This is a genomic window from Clostridium sp. MCC328 (genome assembly GCF_018785465.1).
GTDB classification, from domain to species: domain Bacteria; phylum Bacillota; class Clostridia; order Lachnospirales; family Lachnospiraceae; genus Pilosibacter; species Pilosibacter fragilis.
The window spans coordinates 1-15,024 of the sequence record NZ_WQPW01000015.1 but is presented as its reverse complement, the minus strand read 5'-3'; the positions used below and the strand labels follow the sequence as shown (position 1 = coordinate 15,024).

The window sequence follows — 15,024 nt, the reverse complement described above, 5'->3', positions numbered from 1 at the left end:
CATATACCAACGCCCCTTTTCTTTTAATTTTACCAGAAAAGGGGCATGTTCACAATTTATTTACTCATGCGTTTTTCGTGTTGCCCATACACATTTCTGAATATCCACAACAAAAATTTATGATAATAAAAGTACAAAATACATAAATGGTAAAACGTACACCAGCCACTAAAACCAGCCACCTCTCCTAGACGTCCTTAACTGTTCTATTTTATCTTACGACAAGACGTCGGCGTTTTAAGTGACCACGACATAAAATCACCCAGAAAAACGTGCTATCCTTTTTCTTGGAAACTTTTTCAGGTAATTCCGTCAAAAGATACTCGACATACAGGTACGTTTTCAAGTTATTCACCTTGTCAGTTACGGTGATGCTATATGCAGTTGCGCCTGCCTGAGTTCCTTCCACAACATTATATCTAAAACACTTTCGGATCATACGAATCAGAATCGACAACAGATACTCTGCAATTGAACCATCTCAATTTTCATTCCTGCTGCATTAAATTCTTTAAGCATTTCAAATTCCGCTTTACCTTTCCGCCAATAAGAAGTCTCTCCATATATAAACTAAGACTTTCCAGATCTAAAATGGAAAGTCTTAGTTTATTGTTGTCAGTCCGCCGGTCTCAGCAGAATACAGTTAGCAAATATTTTTCTCGTAGAATCCTTCCTGACTGTATTCTGACCATTTCAGGTACATTTCCTGATAGTTCTGTTTGATGAACTCCTGGATTTTTCGAATTTCTCTATCATTCAGAATTCCACGATTCTGTACCAGGGTGTCACCGTTATCTTTCACAAAGAACTTTGCAGAGCCAGTTTCCGTCAGTTTACGGTCACTGGCGTGCACATGCATACACTCAATAACGCAGTAAGATGTGAAGTAAAGATAATACCCTGCAATTTTGTATTCGTAATACTTCGGCATCTTAGTCCTCCATAAACTTCCGGTTCTTTTCCAGATAGTCTCTCGCGATCCGAACCTCAATATCATCCATGCTGGTCTCCAAAACCTTACCATCACTTGAAAACACTACGGCCCGATCAGGACGATTCAAATTCAAAACACGGAATCCCTCAGCGCAACGGGTAAACGCATAACCATTTACAATCATATCTGCCGCATCTGCAACCTGCTTCACATCAACCATTTGCCACCTCCACGCTTTTGATTGGATTTAAGAACTTATCGACATCGAAATACAAATTCTGGAGAATCGGAACTAAATCAATATATTCTTCTTCCGGTTTCTCGTTGTGCTTATACTTTGCCATAACAACAAGATATCCATTGTCCCACTCTTTCACTGCTGTATATCGTTCCAACGAATACGGAGCAATGAACCGGATCACATGGTTTCCGAACTGGAACACGGTATAGTTTTTCTCATTGCTAAGAGTTGCTACGCCACTCATGCCAATTCCTCCTTCAAAAGTTCCGAAACCATTTTATAGGTTCCATTTATTGTTTCCACTCTTTGATATCAACTATGGTATTGTCTTCCACATTCAGCATACGTCAATATCGCTGTGTAGTCAAGCTTTGACCATTGCTTTTTCAGGAGCTGAAAGCAGTGGGCCTCTTCCGGAGTAACAACTCCCCACATTTTATTAAACGTGTACATGTTAAACGGCAGCGAATACAGCTCCCCATGGTAATTCGCAACCGGAGAATTTGTAAAACGATTGAACTCTGCAAACTGGTTCACATACTCCCAGACTCTGCGGTTATTGGTATGGAAAATATGTGCGCCATACTTATGTATATGGATGCCCTCCATGTCCTCTGTATACACGTTTCCAGCGATATTCGGTCTCTTATCGATCACCAGAACCTTCTTTCCTTTTTTCTTTGCCTCATGAGCAAATACCGCACCGTACAGTCCTGCACCTACTACTAAATAATCGTACATCGCTTATCTCTCCTTAAAAAACAACTTATTTTATATACAGCCTTCGTATTGTAATCCTCATGTGTTGTTCTTTCTCTTAACCATATCTCTCACCACCACAACAATCCATGCAACAACAACAATCCCAACAACCTTCACCCCAGCAGCCATCCACCACATATCTGCCACCGGCAACACACTAAACATATACCTATCCCAATCAAAATACATCATCTCCAGACAATGCACCGCCAATACAACCATAGAATTCCTTCCCAACCAGGACAGTGCAGAACTCGTAATTCCTTTTTTCTCTAAAAAGCAAAAGAATCCTGCGACACATACACTCCCGCCAATCGCTTCAAGAACACATACCGGTCCCATAGGATAAGACCGCGTTGCCAATTCGATATGCAGCTTCATTCCGAGCGGTATGATCCACATGAACCCAGCAACCAGCATCGTAATATTAAATTTATTTTTAAACAGCTCATACTTCGCCAGATAATCCCCAGCCATTAAAAACGGAAAAGACACCAGTGCAACATCAAGGCTCCATGGAAGATATGCGTATTTCTTTCCGATAACAATTCCGACCATCGAAATAAAGAAGATTATCAGCAGCTGAACCGGCAATTTAAGTTCTGCAATCTGTTTCATCACAACAACATAAAGAATTCTCGCAGCAAAAAGGCAAATTACAAACCATACAAGCCAAACCGAATGAATATCCCTCAATATTGTAGAGCTTCTGCTCATCCCCAGGACCATAGCTATTAATTTATCTTTTATATGTACCAGATTATCCATCCGGTCCGCTGCCAGCCCTCCACCGTATACCAGACAGTGGATATCATACATACAATAAAATACGGAATAAGCAGGCTTTTCGCTACCTTTCTGATCGTATTTCCAACAGAATAATCCCTGACAAAATAACCATTTGCCATAAAATAAAATGGCATATGAAACGAAAATATGATTGCTCTCAAATATGGATTTACATTTGATATATGCCCGATGATCACCAGCAAAATAGTAAATCCCTTTGCCATATCCCAATATTGTATTCTTGCCTTTTTATCGCTCATCCATCTACCTCTTCTATGTTGTAGTCAGCCTTCTATTCCGACAGATCGAGATTCATAACCAATCACTTTTCTAACTATCGGTACTCTGGAAATAATATAAGCAAAGCCCAGATCTGCCACAAGCTTCCCTGCAATAACAAACCACAGCTGGCCGCTTTCAGATATCCCCATTCGCTCAAATCTCCCTGTAATCATCCACCACGGGAACAGATCAAGTTCAATTATATGAACACATAATACCAATAAACTATATCTTCCAAAAAAAGCAAGAAATTTCCCTGCTATCCTAAACTTAATCTCTATCATTTTCGAAATATATATAACTATAACACACGCACACATACTCCCAAAAACATCAACAATTCCACGTCCAATATCACAATGCACCAGCCAGAACGATTGAAAGTCTTTCATAAAAAAGAACCATACAACAGCTGTAAAAAACAATCCAAAAGTCTTTGCTTCTGCTGATAATTTTCCAATATTATCTTTCACATTCCGTGCAATATATCCAATATACATAAAGAGTACAGCACACGCACCGGCCTGTATACTCAATGGGAACCAGAATATCTGTCTTGAAAAATATCCAAAAATAAATAAGCCAATGATAACTCCCAGTCTGACATGCCTTTCAAATTGTAATGACAGCCTCAAAAATATACAGCCCCAGAAAGTAGCCCACAAAAACCATATTGCTCCAATTCCCGGTATATAAAATGGTTCATTATAAGAATCTCCCGCTCCATAAACAGCCGCATAACTCCATCTTCCTAACTCTGAGATTGCATCACCCTGAATAAAACCTTTTAAGGTTCCAAGTATAATGATCACAATACAAGTCACAATATATGGAACAATTAATGTTCTAAGTTTGTTTCTTGCATAATCTTTGATTCCACACTTTGAATTCATGAAATAGCCCGTGATAAAGAAAAAAATAGGCACATGGAATGTAAACACAACACGGTTGATGAGCGAGTTGTTCAGATGCCCCAATATAATGCAAATCATTGCAATTCCTCTGGCTATATCAAAATATTGTACTCTATTTTTCTCTTTACCCGCATTCATCTCAAATATATCTCCTCTGAAATATGATACTATCTACCGATTTAACAAGACTTACTCCACCGTCACACTCTTCGCCAAATTTCTCGGCTTATCCACATCCAACCCTTTCGCCACCGATACATAATATCCCATAAGCTGCAGCGGGATCACCGCAAGACTCGCCGCAAACAGCGGATCCGTCTTCGGGATATAGATCACAAACTCCGCGCAATCCTCGATGCTGTAATTTCCATACGTCGTGAGTGCCATCAGATACGCCCCACGGCTCTTGCACTCGACCATGTTGCTGACAGTCTTCTCATAGAGATCCTGCTGTGTCAAAACACCGATCACCAGCGTTCCCGGCTCGATCAGGCTGATCGTTCCATGCTTCAGCTCACCGGCCGCATAGGCCTCAGAGTGGATATAGCTGATCTCCTTCATCTTAAGACTGCCTTCCAGGCTCACCGCATAGTCGATTCCACGGCCGATAAAGAACATATTCTGTGCGTTCATCTGCTTCGCCGCGAACCACTGGATCCGCTCCTTATCCTCGAGAAGCTTCTCGATCTTATCCGGGATCGTCTGAAGCTCCGCGATCAGCTCCGCCGCCCTGTCCTCATCGATCATTCCGCGGACACGGGCAAATTCGATGGATAAAATATAGGACGCGATCAGCTGTGTGCTGTATGCCTTCGTCGTCGCGACCGCGATCTCCGGTCCCGCAAGCGTGTAGAAAACATGGTCCGCTTCCCGGGCGATCGTGGATCCGACTACATTGACGATCGCTAACGTCTTAATCCCATGGGCCTTCGCCTCCCGGAGCGCCGCAAGGCTGTCCGCCGTCTCCCCGGACTGGCTTACGATGATCACAAGAGAATTCGGCGCAAACAGCATTCTCCGGTAACGGAACTCCGACGCAAGCTCCACGCGGACCGGGATCTGCGCCAGCTCCTCGATCACATACTGGGCCGCAACACCAACATGATACGCGGAACCACAGGCAACAATATAGATCTGCTGCAATTTCTGGATCTCTTCCTCCGTGATTCCTACTCCACCAAGATCGATCTTACCATCCCGGACAACCGAATTTACTGTATCACGGACCGCTTTCGGCTGCTCATGGATCTCCTTCATCATAAAATGCTCAAAGCCTGCCTTCTCCGCAGCTTCCGCATCCCACTGGATCTCCACCAGATCTTTCTCGATCTCATCGCCGTCCAGATTGTAGAACGTCACATTCCCCTTCTGCAGACGGCAGAGTTCCATATTTCCAATATAATAAACATTTCTCGTATACTTTAAGATCGCCGGAACATCCGACGCGACAAAAGATTCGCCGTCCGCAACACCGATGATCATCGGGCTGTCCTTTCTCGCCGCATAGATCTCTTCCGGATAGTCCCTGAACATGATAGCCAGTGCGTAAGAACCGCGGATCCTCACCATTGCATGGTTGATCGCGTCCACCGGCGTATGCTCATACTTCTTATAGTAATAATCGATCAGCTTGATTGCAACTTCTGTATCCGTATCAGAATAGAAGTTATATCCCTTGTGCTGCAGCTTTTCCCGGAGTTCCTGATAATTCTCGATAATTCCATTATGGACACCAACTACATTCCGGTCATCGCTGCAGTGCGGATGCGCGTTCAGCTCACTCGGTTCCCCGTGAGTTGCCCAGCGGGTATGCCCGATTCCACATGTTCCGTGCATCGCGGTTCCATCATTCGTCTTTTCCGCAAGGACGCGCAGACGTCCTTTCGCCTTTACGATCTCCACCTCATTTTCACCGTTACGCACTGCAAGTCCTGCCGAATCATATCCGCGATACTCCAGCTTTGCGAGACCATCCAGCAGTACCGGAGCCGCCTGTCTATGTCCAGTAAATCCAACAATTCCACACATATATTTATTTCTCCTTCAGATTCAATTAATTACTTTGTCCTTTATACAGCTGCAGGGACTTGATTTAAAAAATCCAGTCCCTGCCACTACATACAACTATTTCTGCATTTTATTCAATTACCACACATCCAACAACACTTTTTTTTAAGTCATGGATCTTCTCAATCTCCGTCTCAATAGCACTGTATTTCGATGTCTCACACTGCTCCACAAGAATCACCCCATCACACAAAGGAAGCTCTCTCACTGTCTCGACATCTTCAAGCATACAATTTCCAACTACTGTCTGAATCTCTCCAAGTTCCGACTTTAATGCTTCTGCGACGCGCATTAAAGTATCTGCCGGTGCACTTCCGGTAATTAAGAGTTTTTTCATATCTCCTGCATAGTTCTTTACATTCGCTGCAATCAAACGATACTCTGCTGTCTCATCGGCATTGCAAGTACGTCCTTCCAGTCGGTTTAACCACGCATCGACAATGCCGACTTTTTTCCCTGAGGAGAGTTTTCCAAGAATTTTTACTTTGTAACGTTCCTTCAGCTCTTTTGCGGAGTAAACCTTATCTCCCATAAGGAACACAATACAAACAACAAACGCAACTATAAACGCCCCGCCGAAACCACCGACCAGACCAAATTTTATGGCACTCTTTAAAGCAGCCACCTTGGAAGAATCCTCTTTTTCCGGCTCTTCCAATTCATCGAGATCTTTCTGTTTTGTCTGGAGACTGTCGTTTAAATCTGTAAGTTTCTGGGACTGCTGCCTCTGGAGATCCGCAAGGTCAAGATCTACTTTTGAGCTTATTCCCTCATTGACGGTAGAAACAGTATGTTCTCCAATGCTTGCTGTGATCTGTGCCTGCATATCAGCTACATGTGCAAGAAATGCATCAAGAACAGTCTTTGCTTTTTCTTTGCTTGTATGATTGACATTAATTGTAAGAAGGCGGCTGAACTGATTTTTATCTACCCCTATGGTACCGATCGTCACCGTAACAAGCTCCTGAAGATATCTTGGCTCCGTTCCGACCTGCTTCGCGACATCCTCCATCACTGCACTGCTCGTCAGCATTGACTGATATGCCTGAAGGATCGTATCCGTATAATCACGGTTCTGATATGCCATTCCTGGCATGATCTCATATCCTGTGGATACATAGAGATCTACTCTTGCCTCGCATACATCATACGGGCTCATATTGATCCAGATCGAATGATCGAGATACTCTTGCTGGTTCTCGATATCTGTCCGCAGGTTTTCAATCTCCCGCGTATAAGTATCTTTATTCTTCTCGTAGAGCTCCAGATCTGCTGAATAGGTCAAATCTGCCTCTTTTCGCACTTTCGGATCACTCTGTTTTTTATAAGTCATTATGCCCTTGATACCACCCAACAGCAACCCACAGATCACCGCTACAAGGATCAACGGTCTCCATTTATGGAATACCGCAAACATCAAATCTTTTAAATCGATCTCCTGCTCATCTGTATTGTAGTCCATCTTCCTTCTCCTTTTAATTTTTTATCTCGATCCGCGCCCTGTCAATACAACCTTGACCGTTAAGATCAGAATCTTAATATCCTTTAAGATCGACCAGTTGTCTATGTACTGCATGTCCAGGCGGACAACCTCATCGAAGTCCTTGATATCACTTCGTCCGCTGATCTGCCAGAGACCGGTAAGTCCCGGCGTCATGCTGAGACGGCACTTGTGCTTCGCCTCATAATGCTCAAACTCATCAACGGTCGGCGGTCTCGTTCCGACAAGACTCATATCCCCCCGAAGCACATTCCAGAACTGGGGCAACTCGTCAATACTCGTCTTCCGGATAAACTTTCCGACCTTCGTGATCCGCGGATCATCTTCCATCTTAAACATCAGGCCCTTTACTTCATTTGATGCCATCAGCTCTTTTTTTCTTGCCTCCGCATCCTTATACATAGAGCGAAACTTATAGAACGTAAACTTACGTCCGTTCTTTCCGACGCGGGTCTGTCCAAAGAACACTGGTCCCGGGGAATCTAGCTTGATTGCCGGTGCGACAAAGATCGTAGCAATTCCAAGGATCACCATACCGACCAGGCTGCCAACAATATCGAGCGCCCTTTTTGCGATCATCTGTCTCGTCGAAAAGAGATTTCTCGCAAATGTAACCGCCGCGTACTTTCCGACACGGTTTAATGACTTCTTTCCGGAAACCGAAAGATCAAACGCATCAATATTTACATCTACAATGATTCCCATCTGTTCCAGCTCACGGACCCATTCGTTCATAAGCGGAGTGCGCATCAGCTTGTCATCGATGATAAATATCTCGTCCACATCGTTCCGGATCACAAAATTTAAGAAGTCCTCGCGGTGCGCTACCACTGGGATCTCGCCAATTTCTTCCACCTTCGCCTCGTCCGTAAGTACCAGACCTGCGATCGTCCGGTTCCATTCATTATACTCCTTAAGATTCTCAATCACATCCCCGGCCTGATCTGATGAAGTGACAACAAGAAGACGGTTACTGTGGCGGCTGTTCCGGTAGACCTTTACCATATACTGCTTAAAGATCACTCTCGCCGCATACATCACGACTGTATTGATCACGATCTGATAACCTAAAACGAGACGTGAGAGATCCGCAGAACGGTGCATCACAAACAGCGCCAGAATCAGGACTGCCGAAAAGATCAGCTCCGACTTCACAACATTTACAAACTCATCGAACATTCCTCTCCGGAAAAAATGATGGCTGAAATCCATCAGCACAAAGATCAGACCATATAGGGCTATCGCGAATAAAAGCAGCCAGATCTGATCTCCATGCTCAAACCTTCCATAAAAGATCCCATAACGGATCCAGAAGGCAATTCCCATACTGACAATCAGGCTGCACAAGTCAACGATCAGTACGAGAATACTCTCGAATGTTTTCTTATTTTCGTACATAATACTCTCTCCCAGCTTCTATCTTATTTATTATAACATAGAATCTGTCCTAACACCTTACTTTTCTATGAATTTCTGCATGATTCCATCGTAAAATGTCAATACATGCCCAAATATTCTACCATAGATTTCTCTTTAATAAAAGGAAATCCGTCAAAAATTGCGGATAAAATATTACCTTTTATTTTCTTTCCACGATTTTATGATCTTTTTTCGCTTCTTCCGCACTCTTTGTGTACTGACTCCGCAAGGTTACAGCTTATCTCCCTCGTCCCAAATATAAATTTCCACTTCATCGTTTTCCTACCGCTCAATTTTTGTAATTTTTAGCCCTTCCATTTTCGTTGCGGAATATAGCAAAAATCCAGTATCCAGCAGCATATATTCATTCGGTCCCTCGATAAATTCGAAAGATATGTAGAAATATCTTAGCACATAGTCATAACACAACTTGCGAGCATCAAAAAATTGATAAACTGTTACGTCCGATTCTTAATAGGGCTTATACAACAGCATTTGCGTGTGGCTCCGAAGCAGGAAAATGGATGTTTGAAAGTCGTGAGTTCATAATGAACCAGGCAGCTCTCCAACGAAGCTGTCTCGGTAAAACGGTTCGTCACTTCCCACTCACTATCCTGATAGTGATAGGGATCCTTTATCTGTATAAGAAAAGCCTGAAGTCTTTCTTTCCCTTTCAAGCCTTCCTCAAGCTTTATATCCGAAAGATTCACCAATCCATTCATGAATTTTAGAAATCCTCCTTCCTGCATTTCCTACGGATACGCTCAATCCCTGAACGCACATGCTGGTCACAGGTCTGTCTTTTAATGCCAAGAAGCTCTGCTGCTTTCGCCATATTCTCATCTGCTTCATAATAGGCACGAATGGCCTGTTGCTGTTTTTCAGTGGTAAGTTTCAGACATTCATGAGCCTGCTGACGTCTCTCTTCCTGTAAAATTGCTTCCAGAGGATCCTTATGATCGGCCATCATTTTGCTGTCCTCCATTCCACTGTGGGAAATATTTCCCCTGTCAGAATCACAATTCTCACGGGAATGCTCAATCCTGTCTTCCCCTTCCAGTACCAGACGTACCGGCCAGTCTGCATCATCAAAATCAGCTTCCGGAATCACAGCCGTAATGGAGCCACCATAAACGTATGCACCACAGGAATGTACCGGGAATACCGTATGTCTGTCAAATTCTTCAAACAATGCCAGACCGTTGGTAAAGACCGTCACGACTCCATTCACAACCGGACGTTCCATAAATACCGTACCGGTTCTCATAAGTTCTCTCATGGACGGTACTCTGTCCATCTCCGGTGCCTCATCTAAAAGTTCTTTTAATTCTCTGAATGTCAACATTTTGACCACCTTTCTGCCTTTTTTGGCTTACGGGTGGTCAAACCATCTCTTTTGCAACACAAATCAGCCCTTGACTCACCCGTTTTTTTTGAACGAGAGCAAGAGCTCTTTTTTGTCCCTGTGCTTCCCTTTCACATATCCCAAAGAAAGCCGGTGGAAACGCAGGTAAATTGCATTCAGTTTTTGAATTTTTTACAAATTAACCAGATATACCGTTTTTCTGATTTGACGACAAAAAACGGAGCCAAAACCCACAGCAAAAAAAGCTGTAAGTCATGACTCCGTTCAGTCCTTCGGCTAACCCACTTATTAGCCGGTTATCTTATTCATTTTAATTTCATATGCAACAAGTGATCCATCTTTCCGACGCTTCACCACCACATCATTTCCTTTCGCTGTGATTTTACGAATCGTTGAAAAAATCTCTAAGTCCTCTTTTCTGAGAACTTTTTCCTTGTCACTAAAGACCATTAATACCGCATCCTCCTGCATATTGCAATCCTCCCAAAATAATCCGTCTATTGATTTTCCGAACCATTGTCCCCATCGCATAACCTCTCTTTCCTGTCATTTTTCAATACAACCGTGTTGTTCACACTGTTTGTAACTACAAATTCATCGACAACGCTTGAACCTGCAACTAAAACAATCGAAAAGCTGTCCCTGATAGATAAATTACATAGCCGATTTTTTAATTGCTTAAATATCTCTCTGTGATTCACTACAACCGAAACTCGGTCATATTCATTCTGTTCCACATAAAAGTTGGCAAATATCGAATCCAGCAATCTTCTGGTTCTTCCTGAACCAGATGGCCCCAGCGGACTCATTGGTAAGATAAGTTTTACATCAAAAGCCCACAAACATGGTTCGCCGGAGAGAGCATCTGTTTCAATCACAAAGTCATATCGCAACCTGTTTTGTGTTCTTACTTCTTTAGACAGTTTTGCCGTATATCCTTTATCTCTTAAATACTGGCTGATTGCTTCAGCGGCTTCTTTCTCAAATCTTGATCCTGCGTCACGCATCATCGCAGCTCTGGTTCCCCTTCCGCAGATAGCGAGCAATTTTTCTACCGTCACTCCGGAATCTGCATCCGCATTAAGACCGATTTTAATAATCAATTCTTCCGATGGTTCCAGTATCTTTTTATTCAATATACGAGAAATGGTAGATGGAGTTGTTCCAATTTCTGATGCAAATTGTCTTATGCTTTTGCTTCCCAATGCCTGTTTTACACATTCAGACAAATCATCCAAATTCGTATCGTGTATCTTAAATAGATAACGCTCCTGATATAGATTTACTTGTAACGATTTATTTTCATTATCAATATCCACCTTACATACCCTCCATGTGTTGCGTGCTGTTGCATAATAAAATTTTATCATGCTTATGCTATACTGTCAATAGCATGTTGCACAATGTTGCGTATTTTTAAAATAAAGCAAAAAAGCGGAGCCACCACCCACAGCAATGTGCTGCAAGCTATGAACTCCGCTTAGTCCTTCGACTGATCCACTTATCAACCGGATATCTTATTCATTTTATTTTCGTATGCAACAAGCGTCCCGTCCTTCCGACGTTTCACCATCGCATCATTACCATGTCCCGTAATCTGGCGCATCATTGACGTAAGCCGTAAGTCTGCGTCCCTCTGCATTCTCTCTTCTTCGTTGATTTCAACTAATACGGTATCTCTCATTAAACAATCCTCCTAAGTAATCATCTTTCTTACTCATACGGATAAGGGAAAATAAAAACCGTTGATGAGCAGGCAACAGACTGTTCCGTAGCGTGAAAGCGGATCCTCGGCTAATCTTACGCTGTCTGTTCCTATATCAAAATTCAAACTGAGCTTTCATCAATCCGTCCATTCCGAACCTATTACCACTATAGACCTTCCTGGAAATTTCAATTTTACTGCAATGACTTAATCACATGAACTGCCACTCCCTGAATCTGACAGCTCTTTACCAAAATATCTTTCATTTCAGGATTCTCCGGGTGGAGACGAACACAACCACGTTTCTTATCTATAAAGAAGCGTTTCAAGGTATTTTCATTTTTTACAAGAGCTACAACAATCTGACCTTCGTTTGCCTCTTGCTGCTTGCGGATCAGCACCAGGTCTCCATCATCAATTCCGGCACCAATCATGGAATTGCCATTCGCCCGGACGATATAGAATTCACCCTTGCCAAATAAGGAAGCCGGAAGTGTCACATACTCTTCTACATATTCCTCCTGCAACATCGGAATACCGCAGGATACAGAACCCACAATACCAATATTCATGACCTCTGTATCAAACTTCCTGGTCTTAGATGTAGAAACCACTCCGTCCTTGTACTCAATCATCCCCCTCTCGGCCATCTCCGTCAGGTAACGGGGAACTGTACTCTTGACTGTACGAAAATTATCGGCTATTTCCTGTAACTTGGGAGTTGTGTGATGTGTCATATAATAATCGTCAACAAACTCTTCCATCTGTCTCATCATTATCTGGTTACGACTTCTCATTATACACCACCTTATTTCTATTTACAACAAGTGTTGCATTTACAAGTAAAATAATAATGTGAACTCTGCAAAAAAGTTACACTAAACGCCATCATGGACTCAAAAACGTCATAATCTCATCAAAATTTTTACCGCTTTTCAGATAGGCTTCCATGATGGCGTCAGCTTCCATTCGGCGTTTCTGTTCCTGCAGTTCCTCAAGCTTTTCTGATAGTTTATCATATCGGTCTTGCAGCTTGGACATACCAGATTTCACTTTGGATATTTCGGTTTCAATTGCCTCAATCGTCTTCTTCCTCGCCATTATCCTGTGCCTCCTTGCTTATGTATGACTGGCTGATATTCAGAAGCTTACCATATTCCTCTGCTCTCTTTTGGATGTCTGTTTCATCAAGGCCAAAAGAGTTTAGAATTAACTTTTGAGTTCTGGTAACTGCATGATCTAATTTATAGTTTCTGCCATTACGGCGAACCATTTCAATCTTTTCAAGCTCACGGATTGCGGCTGGAACAGTCATATACTTTTGTTTTGTTTCCATCCGGATCATTTGTTCTTTGAGAAGATTATAAATCCGGTTACGGACAATTAATGCCACAAATTCTATAAAAATTTTAGATGACATGCTTTGCGATGACTGAACGCGTTCGCTTTTGGAACCAATAAATGTCTTATCAGATTGAAAAAGCTTTTCCGAAATATCCCGCCCTTTATACTGGATCAGAGCCTGAGAGGCTGTCATTTTCTCAGAAGTAATGATGCAAAAGTATCCGCACAGCTGCAACTCTCGCTCAATCACATCGGTTCGTTCATCAGCACCCAGAAAAATCCCCTGTTTGCTGTAATGCAGATGAAAGTACTCCTGATAAGTTTTACCAAACTTTTCATCTTTTCCGACGTGTCTGTCCATGAACTGCCGCAGCTTCTCAATTCGCTGTTCCAGGCGTTCCCTTTCAGCGGCCTGCTTCGATGGATTGTAATAAATGTGAAAATATCTTTCTGCAGTATCATCTTCATAAAGCCTGGCTGTCGTTGTGATGCCATACACCTTGTAAGCACGAATTGCGGCTTCCCGCTTTGCTTCAAATGTTCCTCGGTTTTCAAGCACAAGAGAAGATGCCAGTGTTTTGCAGCCTTTGCACATGATGATGAATGAATATCCATTTTCATCAATGTAACGGATATTTTCTTTGCTGAAATAACCGCGGTCAAGGATAAAGCCTATCTGCTTATATCCGTACTCCAGGACCTTATCAACCATAAAGGTGAACTGGGATACATCTGTAACAGAACCCGGATACTCTTCATAAAAGAGTGGAATCCGGTTTGTTCTATCCATGGCGATTGATAGATTGAATACTGGAAATCCTTTATCATCCTTGGCTTTTCCAAACTCGACAATGTCAATGTCTCCTGCTTCACTGTTCTTGTTCGTGAAATCATAAGAAACATAAACTCTGCTCTTATGATCGCGCTTGGCATTCCAATCATCCAGGAAGCCAATACACTGATCTTTCGAGATTGTGTTAAGGAGCCGGCTGACCTTAGAATCACTGTATATCGTCATTTTATCTGTCAAAAGAGGATGGGTAAAAGCAAAATCCGGATAGTATTGTCCCGCGTTTTCCTCTTCTATGATCAGGTAAGAAACAAGATCCAGAATCAATCCAGTGTCACTGCCAAAGCGTTTTTTTAACATCGGAATAAGCTTATATTCATTCAGTATTTTCTGAATGATGATGCATGAGCCAATCTTAAGGCAACAGCTCCGATATGCCAATGGTAGCTCTTCTGGTAGTTTTACATCTGGAAAATAGCTTTGAAACTTTTCATTCGGAATCATAAGCGTTGAATCAGAAGAGGATATCTTTCCGACGATAGTTCTTAGCGGTACGGAGTATTGTTTTTCTGGGCGATATTCACTGCCGTATTGATACAGAATGTAGGTTGTAGTTCCCTTTTTCTTTGTAATGATTTTACCCTTTATTTCGGGAATTTTGACTGTAGTATTGAGGTACATGACTCCTCCTATATTTAGTGTAACTGTTACACTAAATATAGCATATCCATACAGAAAATACAAGTCTCAAGCATCGCATATTTGCTTGCTTTTTATGACGTAACACCTTGAATTATCGGTTTTAGTGGAACTCAAATGCAGAGTTCACATTTTTAGAATATCAGTTCTTTGATTTTTCCAAGTTCGCAGGTTTCACCGAAAATACTGTTTAATGCAATGCAGAGGTTGT

The 15,024-nt window shown here is 42.4% G+C and carries 16 protein-coding genes and 1 pseudogene; all 17 read right to left on the bottom strand.

From position 1 onward, the window contains the following. Nucleotides 1-643 precede the first annotated feature (643 nt). The 17 genes and pseudogenes from GPK83_RS02735 to GPK83_RS02655 all read right to left on the bottom strand — a co-directional run bounded on the left by GPK83_RS02735 (nt 644) and on the right by GPK83_RS02655 (nt 14,795). Complete coding sequence (locus GPK83_RS02735) at nt 644-931, bottom strand: DUF4160 domain-containing protein (protein ID WP_015552321.1); 288 nt, start codon at nt 929-931, stop codon at nt 644-646. A 1-nt stretch (nt 932) separates the two neighbouring features. After that, nucleotides 933-1,154: a hypothetical protein gene (locus GPK83_RS02730; RefSeq protein ID WP_015552320.1), complete on the bottom strand. Its 222-nt coding sequence runs from the start codon at nt 1,152-1,154 to the stop codon at nt 933-935. After that, on the bottom strand, nt 1,147-1,419 hold the full coding sequence (locus GPK83_RS02725) for a hypothetical protein (protein WP_015552319.1): 273 nt from the start codon (nt 1,417-1,419) through the stop codon (nt 1,147-1,149). Before GPK83_RS02725 ends, GPK83_RS02730 begins: the two co-directional genes overlap by 8 nt. A gap of 161 nt (nt 1,420-1,580) precedes the next feature. Next, nucleotides 1,581-1,916: pseudogene (locus tag GPK83_RS02720) on the bottom strand (NAD(P)-binding protein); the annotation flags it as partial. A 57-nt stretch (nt 1,917-1,973) separates the two neighbouring features. After that, complete coding sequence (locus GPK83_RS02715; protein ID WP_215703951.1) at nt 1,974-2,705, bottom strand: hypothetical protein; 732 nt, start codon at nt 2,703-2,705, stop codon at nt 1,974-1,976. Beyond that, nucleotides 2,684-2,986 (bottom strand): acyltransferase family protein, encoded by a 303-nt coding sequence (locus GPK83_RS02710; protein ID WP_215703950.1) that lies wholly within the window; start codon nt 2,984-2,986, stop codon nt 2,684-2,686. Before GPK83_RS02710 ends, GPK83_RS02715 begins: the two co-directional genes overlap by 22 nt. 24 nt (nt 2,987-3,010) lie before the next feature. Beyond that, entirely contained in the window at nt 3,011-4,060 is a 1,050-nt protein-coding gene (locus GPK83_RS02705) for an acyltransferase family protein (protein WP_215703949.1), read from the bottom strand. Nucleotides 4,061-4,111: 51 nt separating this feature from the next. Next, nucleotides 4,112-5,950: a glutamine--fructose-6-phosphate transaminase (isomerizing) gene (glmS, locus tag GPK83_RS02700; protein WP_215703948.1), complete on the bottom strand. Its 1,839-nt coding sequence runs from the start codon at nt 5,948-5,950 to the stop codon at nt 4,112-4,114. Between the two features lie 109 nt (nt 5,951-6,059). After that, complete coding sequence (locus tag GPK83_RS02695; protein WP_015552314.1) at nt 6,060-7,451, bottom strand: hypothetical protein; 1,392 nt, start codon at nt 7,449-7,451, stop codon at nt 6,060-6,062. A gap of 21 nt (nt 7,452-7,472) precedes the next feature. Next, nucleotides 7,473-8,888, bottom strand: coding sequence for a sugar transferase (locus GPK83_RS02690; RefSeq protein ID WP_215703947.1), 1,416 nt, complete (start codon nt 8,886-8,888; stop codon nt 7,473-7,475). A 748-nt stretch (nt 8,889-9,636) separates the two neighbouring features. After that, nucleotides 9,637-10,254 carry a sigma-70 family RNA polymerase sigma factor gene (locus GPK83_RS02685; protein ID WP_215703946.1) on the bottom strand — a complete coding sequence of 206 codons (618 nt, stop codon included), beginning with the start codon at nt 10,252-10,254 and terminating at the stop codon, nt 9,637-9,639. A gap of 309 nt (nt 10,255-10,563) precedes the next feature. Further along, a complete protein-coding gene (locus GPK83_RS02680; protein WP_215703945.1) occupies nt 10,564-10,746 on the bottom strand; it encodes a hypothetical protein in 183 nt (60 codons plus the stop codon). A 26-nt stretch (nt 10,747-10,772) separates the two neighbouring features. Next, the gene (locus GPK83_RS02675; protein WP_215703944.1) at nt 10,773-11,594 is read right to left on the bottom strand and encodes a helix-turn-helix transcriptional regulator; all 822 of its coding nucleotides are present in this window, start codon (nt 11,592-11,594) and stop codon (nt 10,773-10,775) included. Nucleotides 11,595-11,779: 185 nt separating this feature from the next. After that, nucleotides 11,780-11,959, bottom strand: coding sequence for a hypothetical protein (locus GPK83_RS02670; protein ID WP_215703943.1), 180 nt, complete (start codon nt 11,957-11,959; stop codon nt 11,780-11,782). A 215-nt stretch (nt 11,960-12,174) separates the two neighbouring features. Beyond that, entirely contained in the window at nt 12,175-12,777 is a 603-nt protein-coding gene (lexA, locus tag GPK83_RS02665; protein WP_215703942.1) for a transcriptional repressor LexA, read from the bottom strand. A gap of 91 nt (nt 12,778-12,868) precedes the next feature. Further along, nucleotides 12,869-13,081, bottom strand: a complete 213-nt coding sequence (locus GPK83_RS02660) for a hypothetical protein (RefSeq protein WP_117566934.1) — start codon at nt 13,079-13,081, stop codon at nt 12,869-12,871. After that, nucleotides 13,059-14,795, bottom strand: a complete 1,737-nt coding sequence (locus GPK83_RS02655; protein WP_252196211.1) for a transposase — start codon at nt 14,793-14,795, stop codon at nt 13,059-13,061. The genes GPK83_RS02660 and GPK83_RS02655 overlap by 23 nt, the downstream gene beginning before the upstream one ends. Between the last annotated feature and the right edge of the window lie 229 nt (nt 14,796-15,024).

Bases quoted from the DNA above. Each gene is read 5' to 3' on its own strand.
- GPK83_RS02710 (WP_215703950.1), bottom strand. From the start codon at position 2,986: ATGAGCGATAAAAAGGCAAGAATACAATATTGGGATATGGCAAAGGGA.
- GPK83_RS02690 (WP_215703947.1), bottom strand. From the start codon at position 8,888: ATGTACGAAAATAAGAAAACATTCGAGAGTATTCTCGTACTGATCGTT.
- GPK83_RS02680 (WP_215703945.1), bottom strand. From the start codon at position 10,746: ATGCAGGAGGATGCGGTATTAATGGTCTTTAGTGACAAGGAAAAAGTT.
- GPK83_RS02655 (WP_252196211.1), bottom strand. From the start codon at position 14,795: ATGTACCTCAATACTACAGTCAAAATTCCCGAAATAAAGGGTAAAATC.
- GPK83_RS02725 (WP_015552319.1), bottom strand. From the start codon at position 1,419: ATGAGTGGCGTAGCAACTCTTAGCAATGAGAAAAACTATACCGTGTTC.
- GPK83_RS02730 (WP_015552320.1), bottom strand. From the start codon at position 1,154: ATGGTTGATGTGAAGCAGGTTGCAGATGCGGCAGATATGATTGTAAAT.
- glmS (WP_215703948.1), bottom strand. From the start codon at position 5,950: ATGTGTGGAATTGTTGGATTTACTGGACATAGACAGGCGGCTCCGGTA.
- GPK83_RS02685 (WP_215703946.1), bottom strand. From the start codon at position 10,254: ATGTTGACATTCAGAGAATTAAAAGAACTTTTAGATGAGGCACCGGAG.
- GPK83_RS02695 (WP_015552314.1), bottom strand. From the start codon at position 7,451: ATGGACTACAATACAGATGAGCAGGAGATCGATTTAAAAGATTTGATG.
- GPK83_RS02735 (WP_015552321.1), bottom strand. From the start codon at position 931: ATGCCGAAGTATTACGAATACAAAATTGCAGGGTATTATCTTTACTTC.
- GPK83_RS02715 (WP_215703951.1), bottom strand. From the start codon at position 2,705: ATGGATAATCTGGTACATATAAAAGATAAATTAATAGCTATGGTCCTG.
- GPK83_RS02660 (WP_117566934.1), bottom strand. From the start codon at position 13,081: ATGGCGAGGAAGAAGACGATTGAGGCAATTGAAACCGAAATATCCAAA.
- lexA (WP_215703942.1), bottom strand. From the start codon at position 12,777: ATGAGAAGTCGTAACCAGATAATGATGAGACAGATGGAAGAGTTTGTT.
- GPK83_RS02670 (WP_215703943.1), bottom strand. From the start codon at position 11,959: ATGAGAGATACCGTATTAGTTGAAATCAACGAAGAAGAGAGAATGCAG.
- GPK83_RS02705 (WP_215703949.1), bottom strand. From the start codon at position 4,060: ATGAATGCGGGTAAAGAGAAAAATAGAGTACAATATTTTGATATAGCC.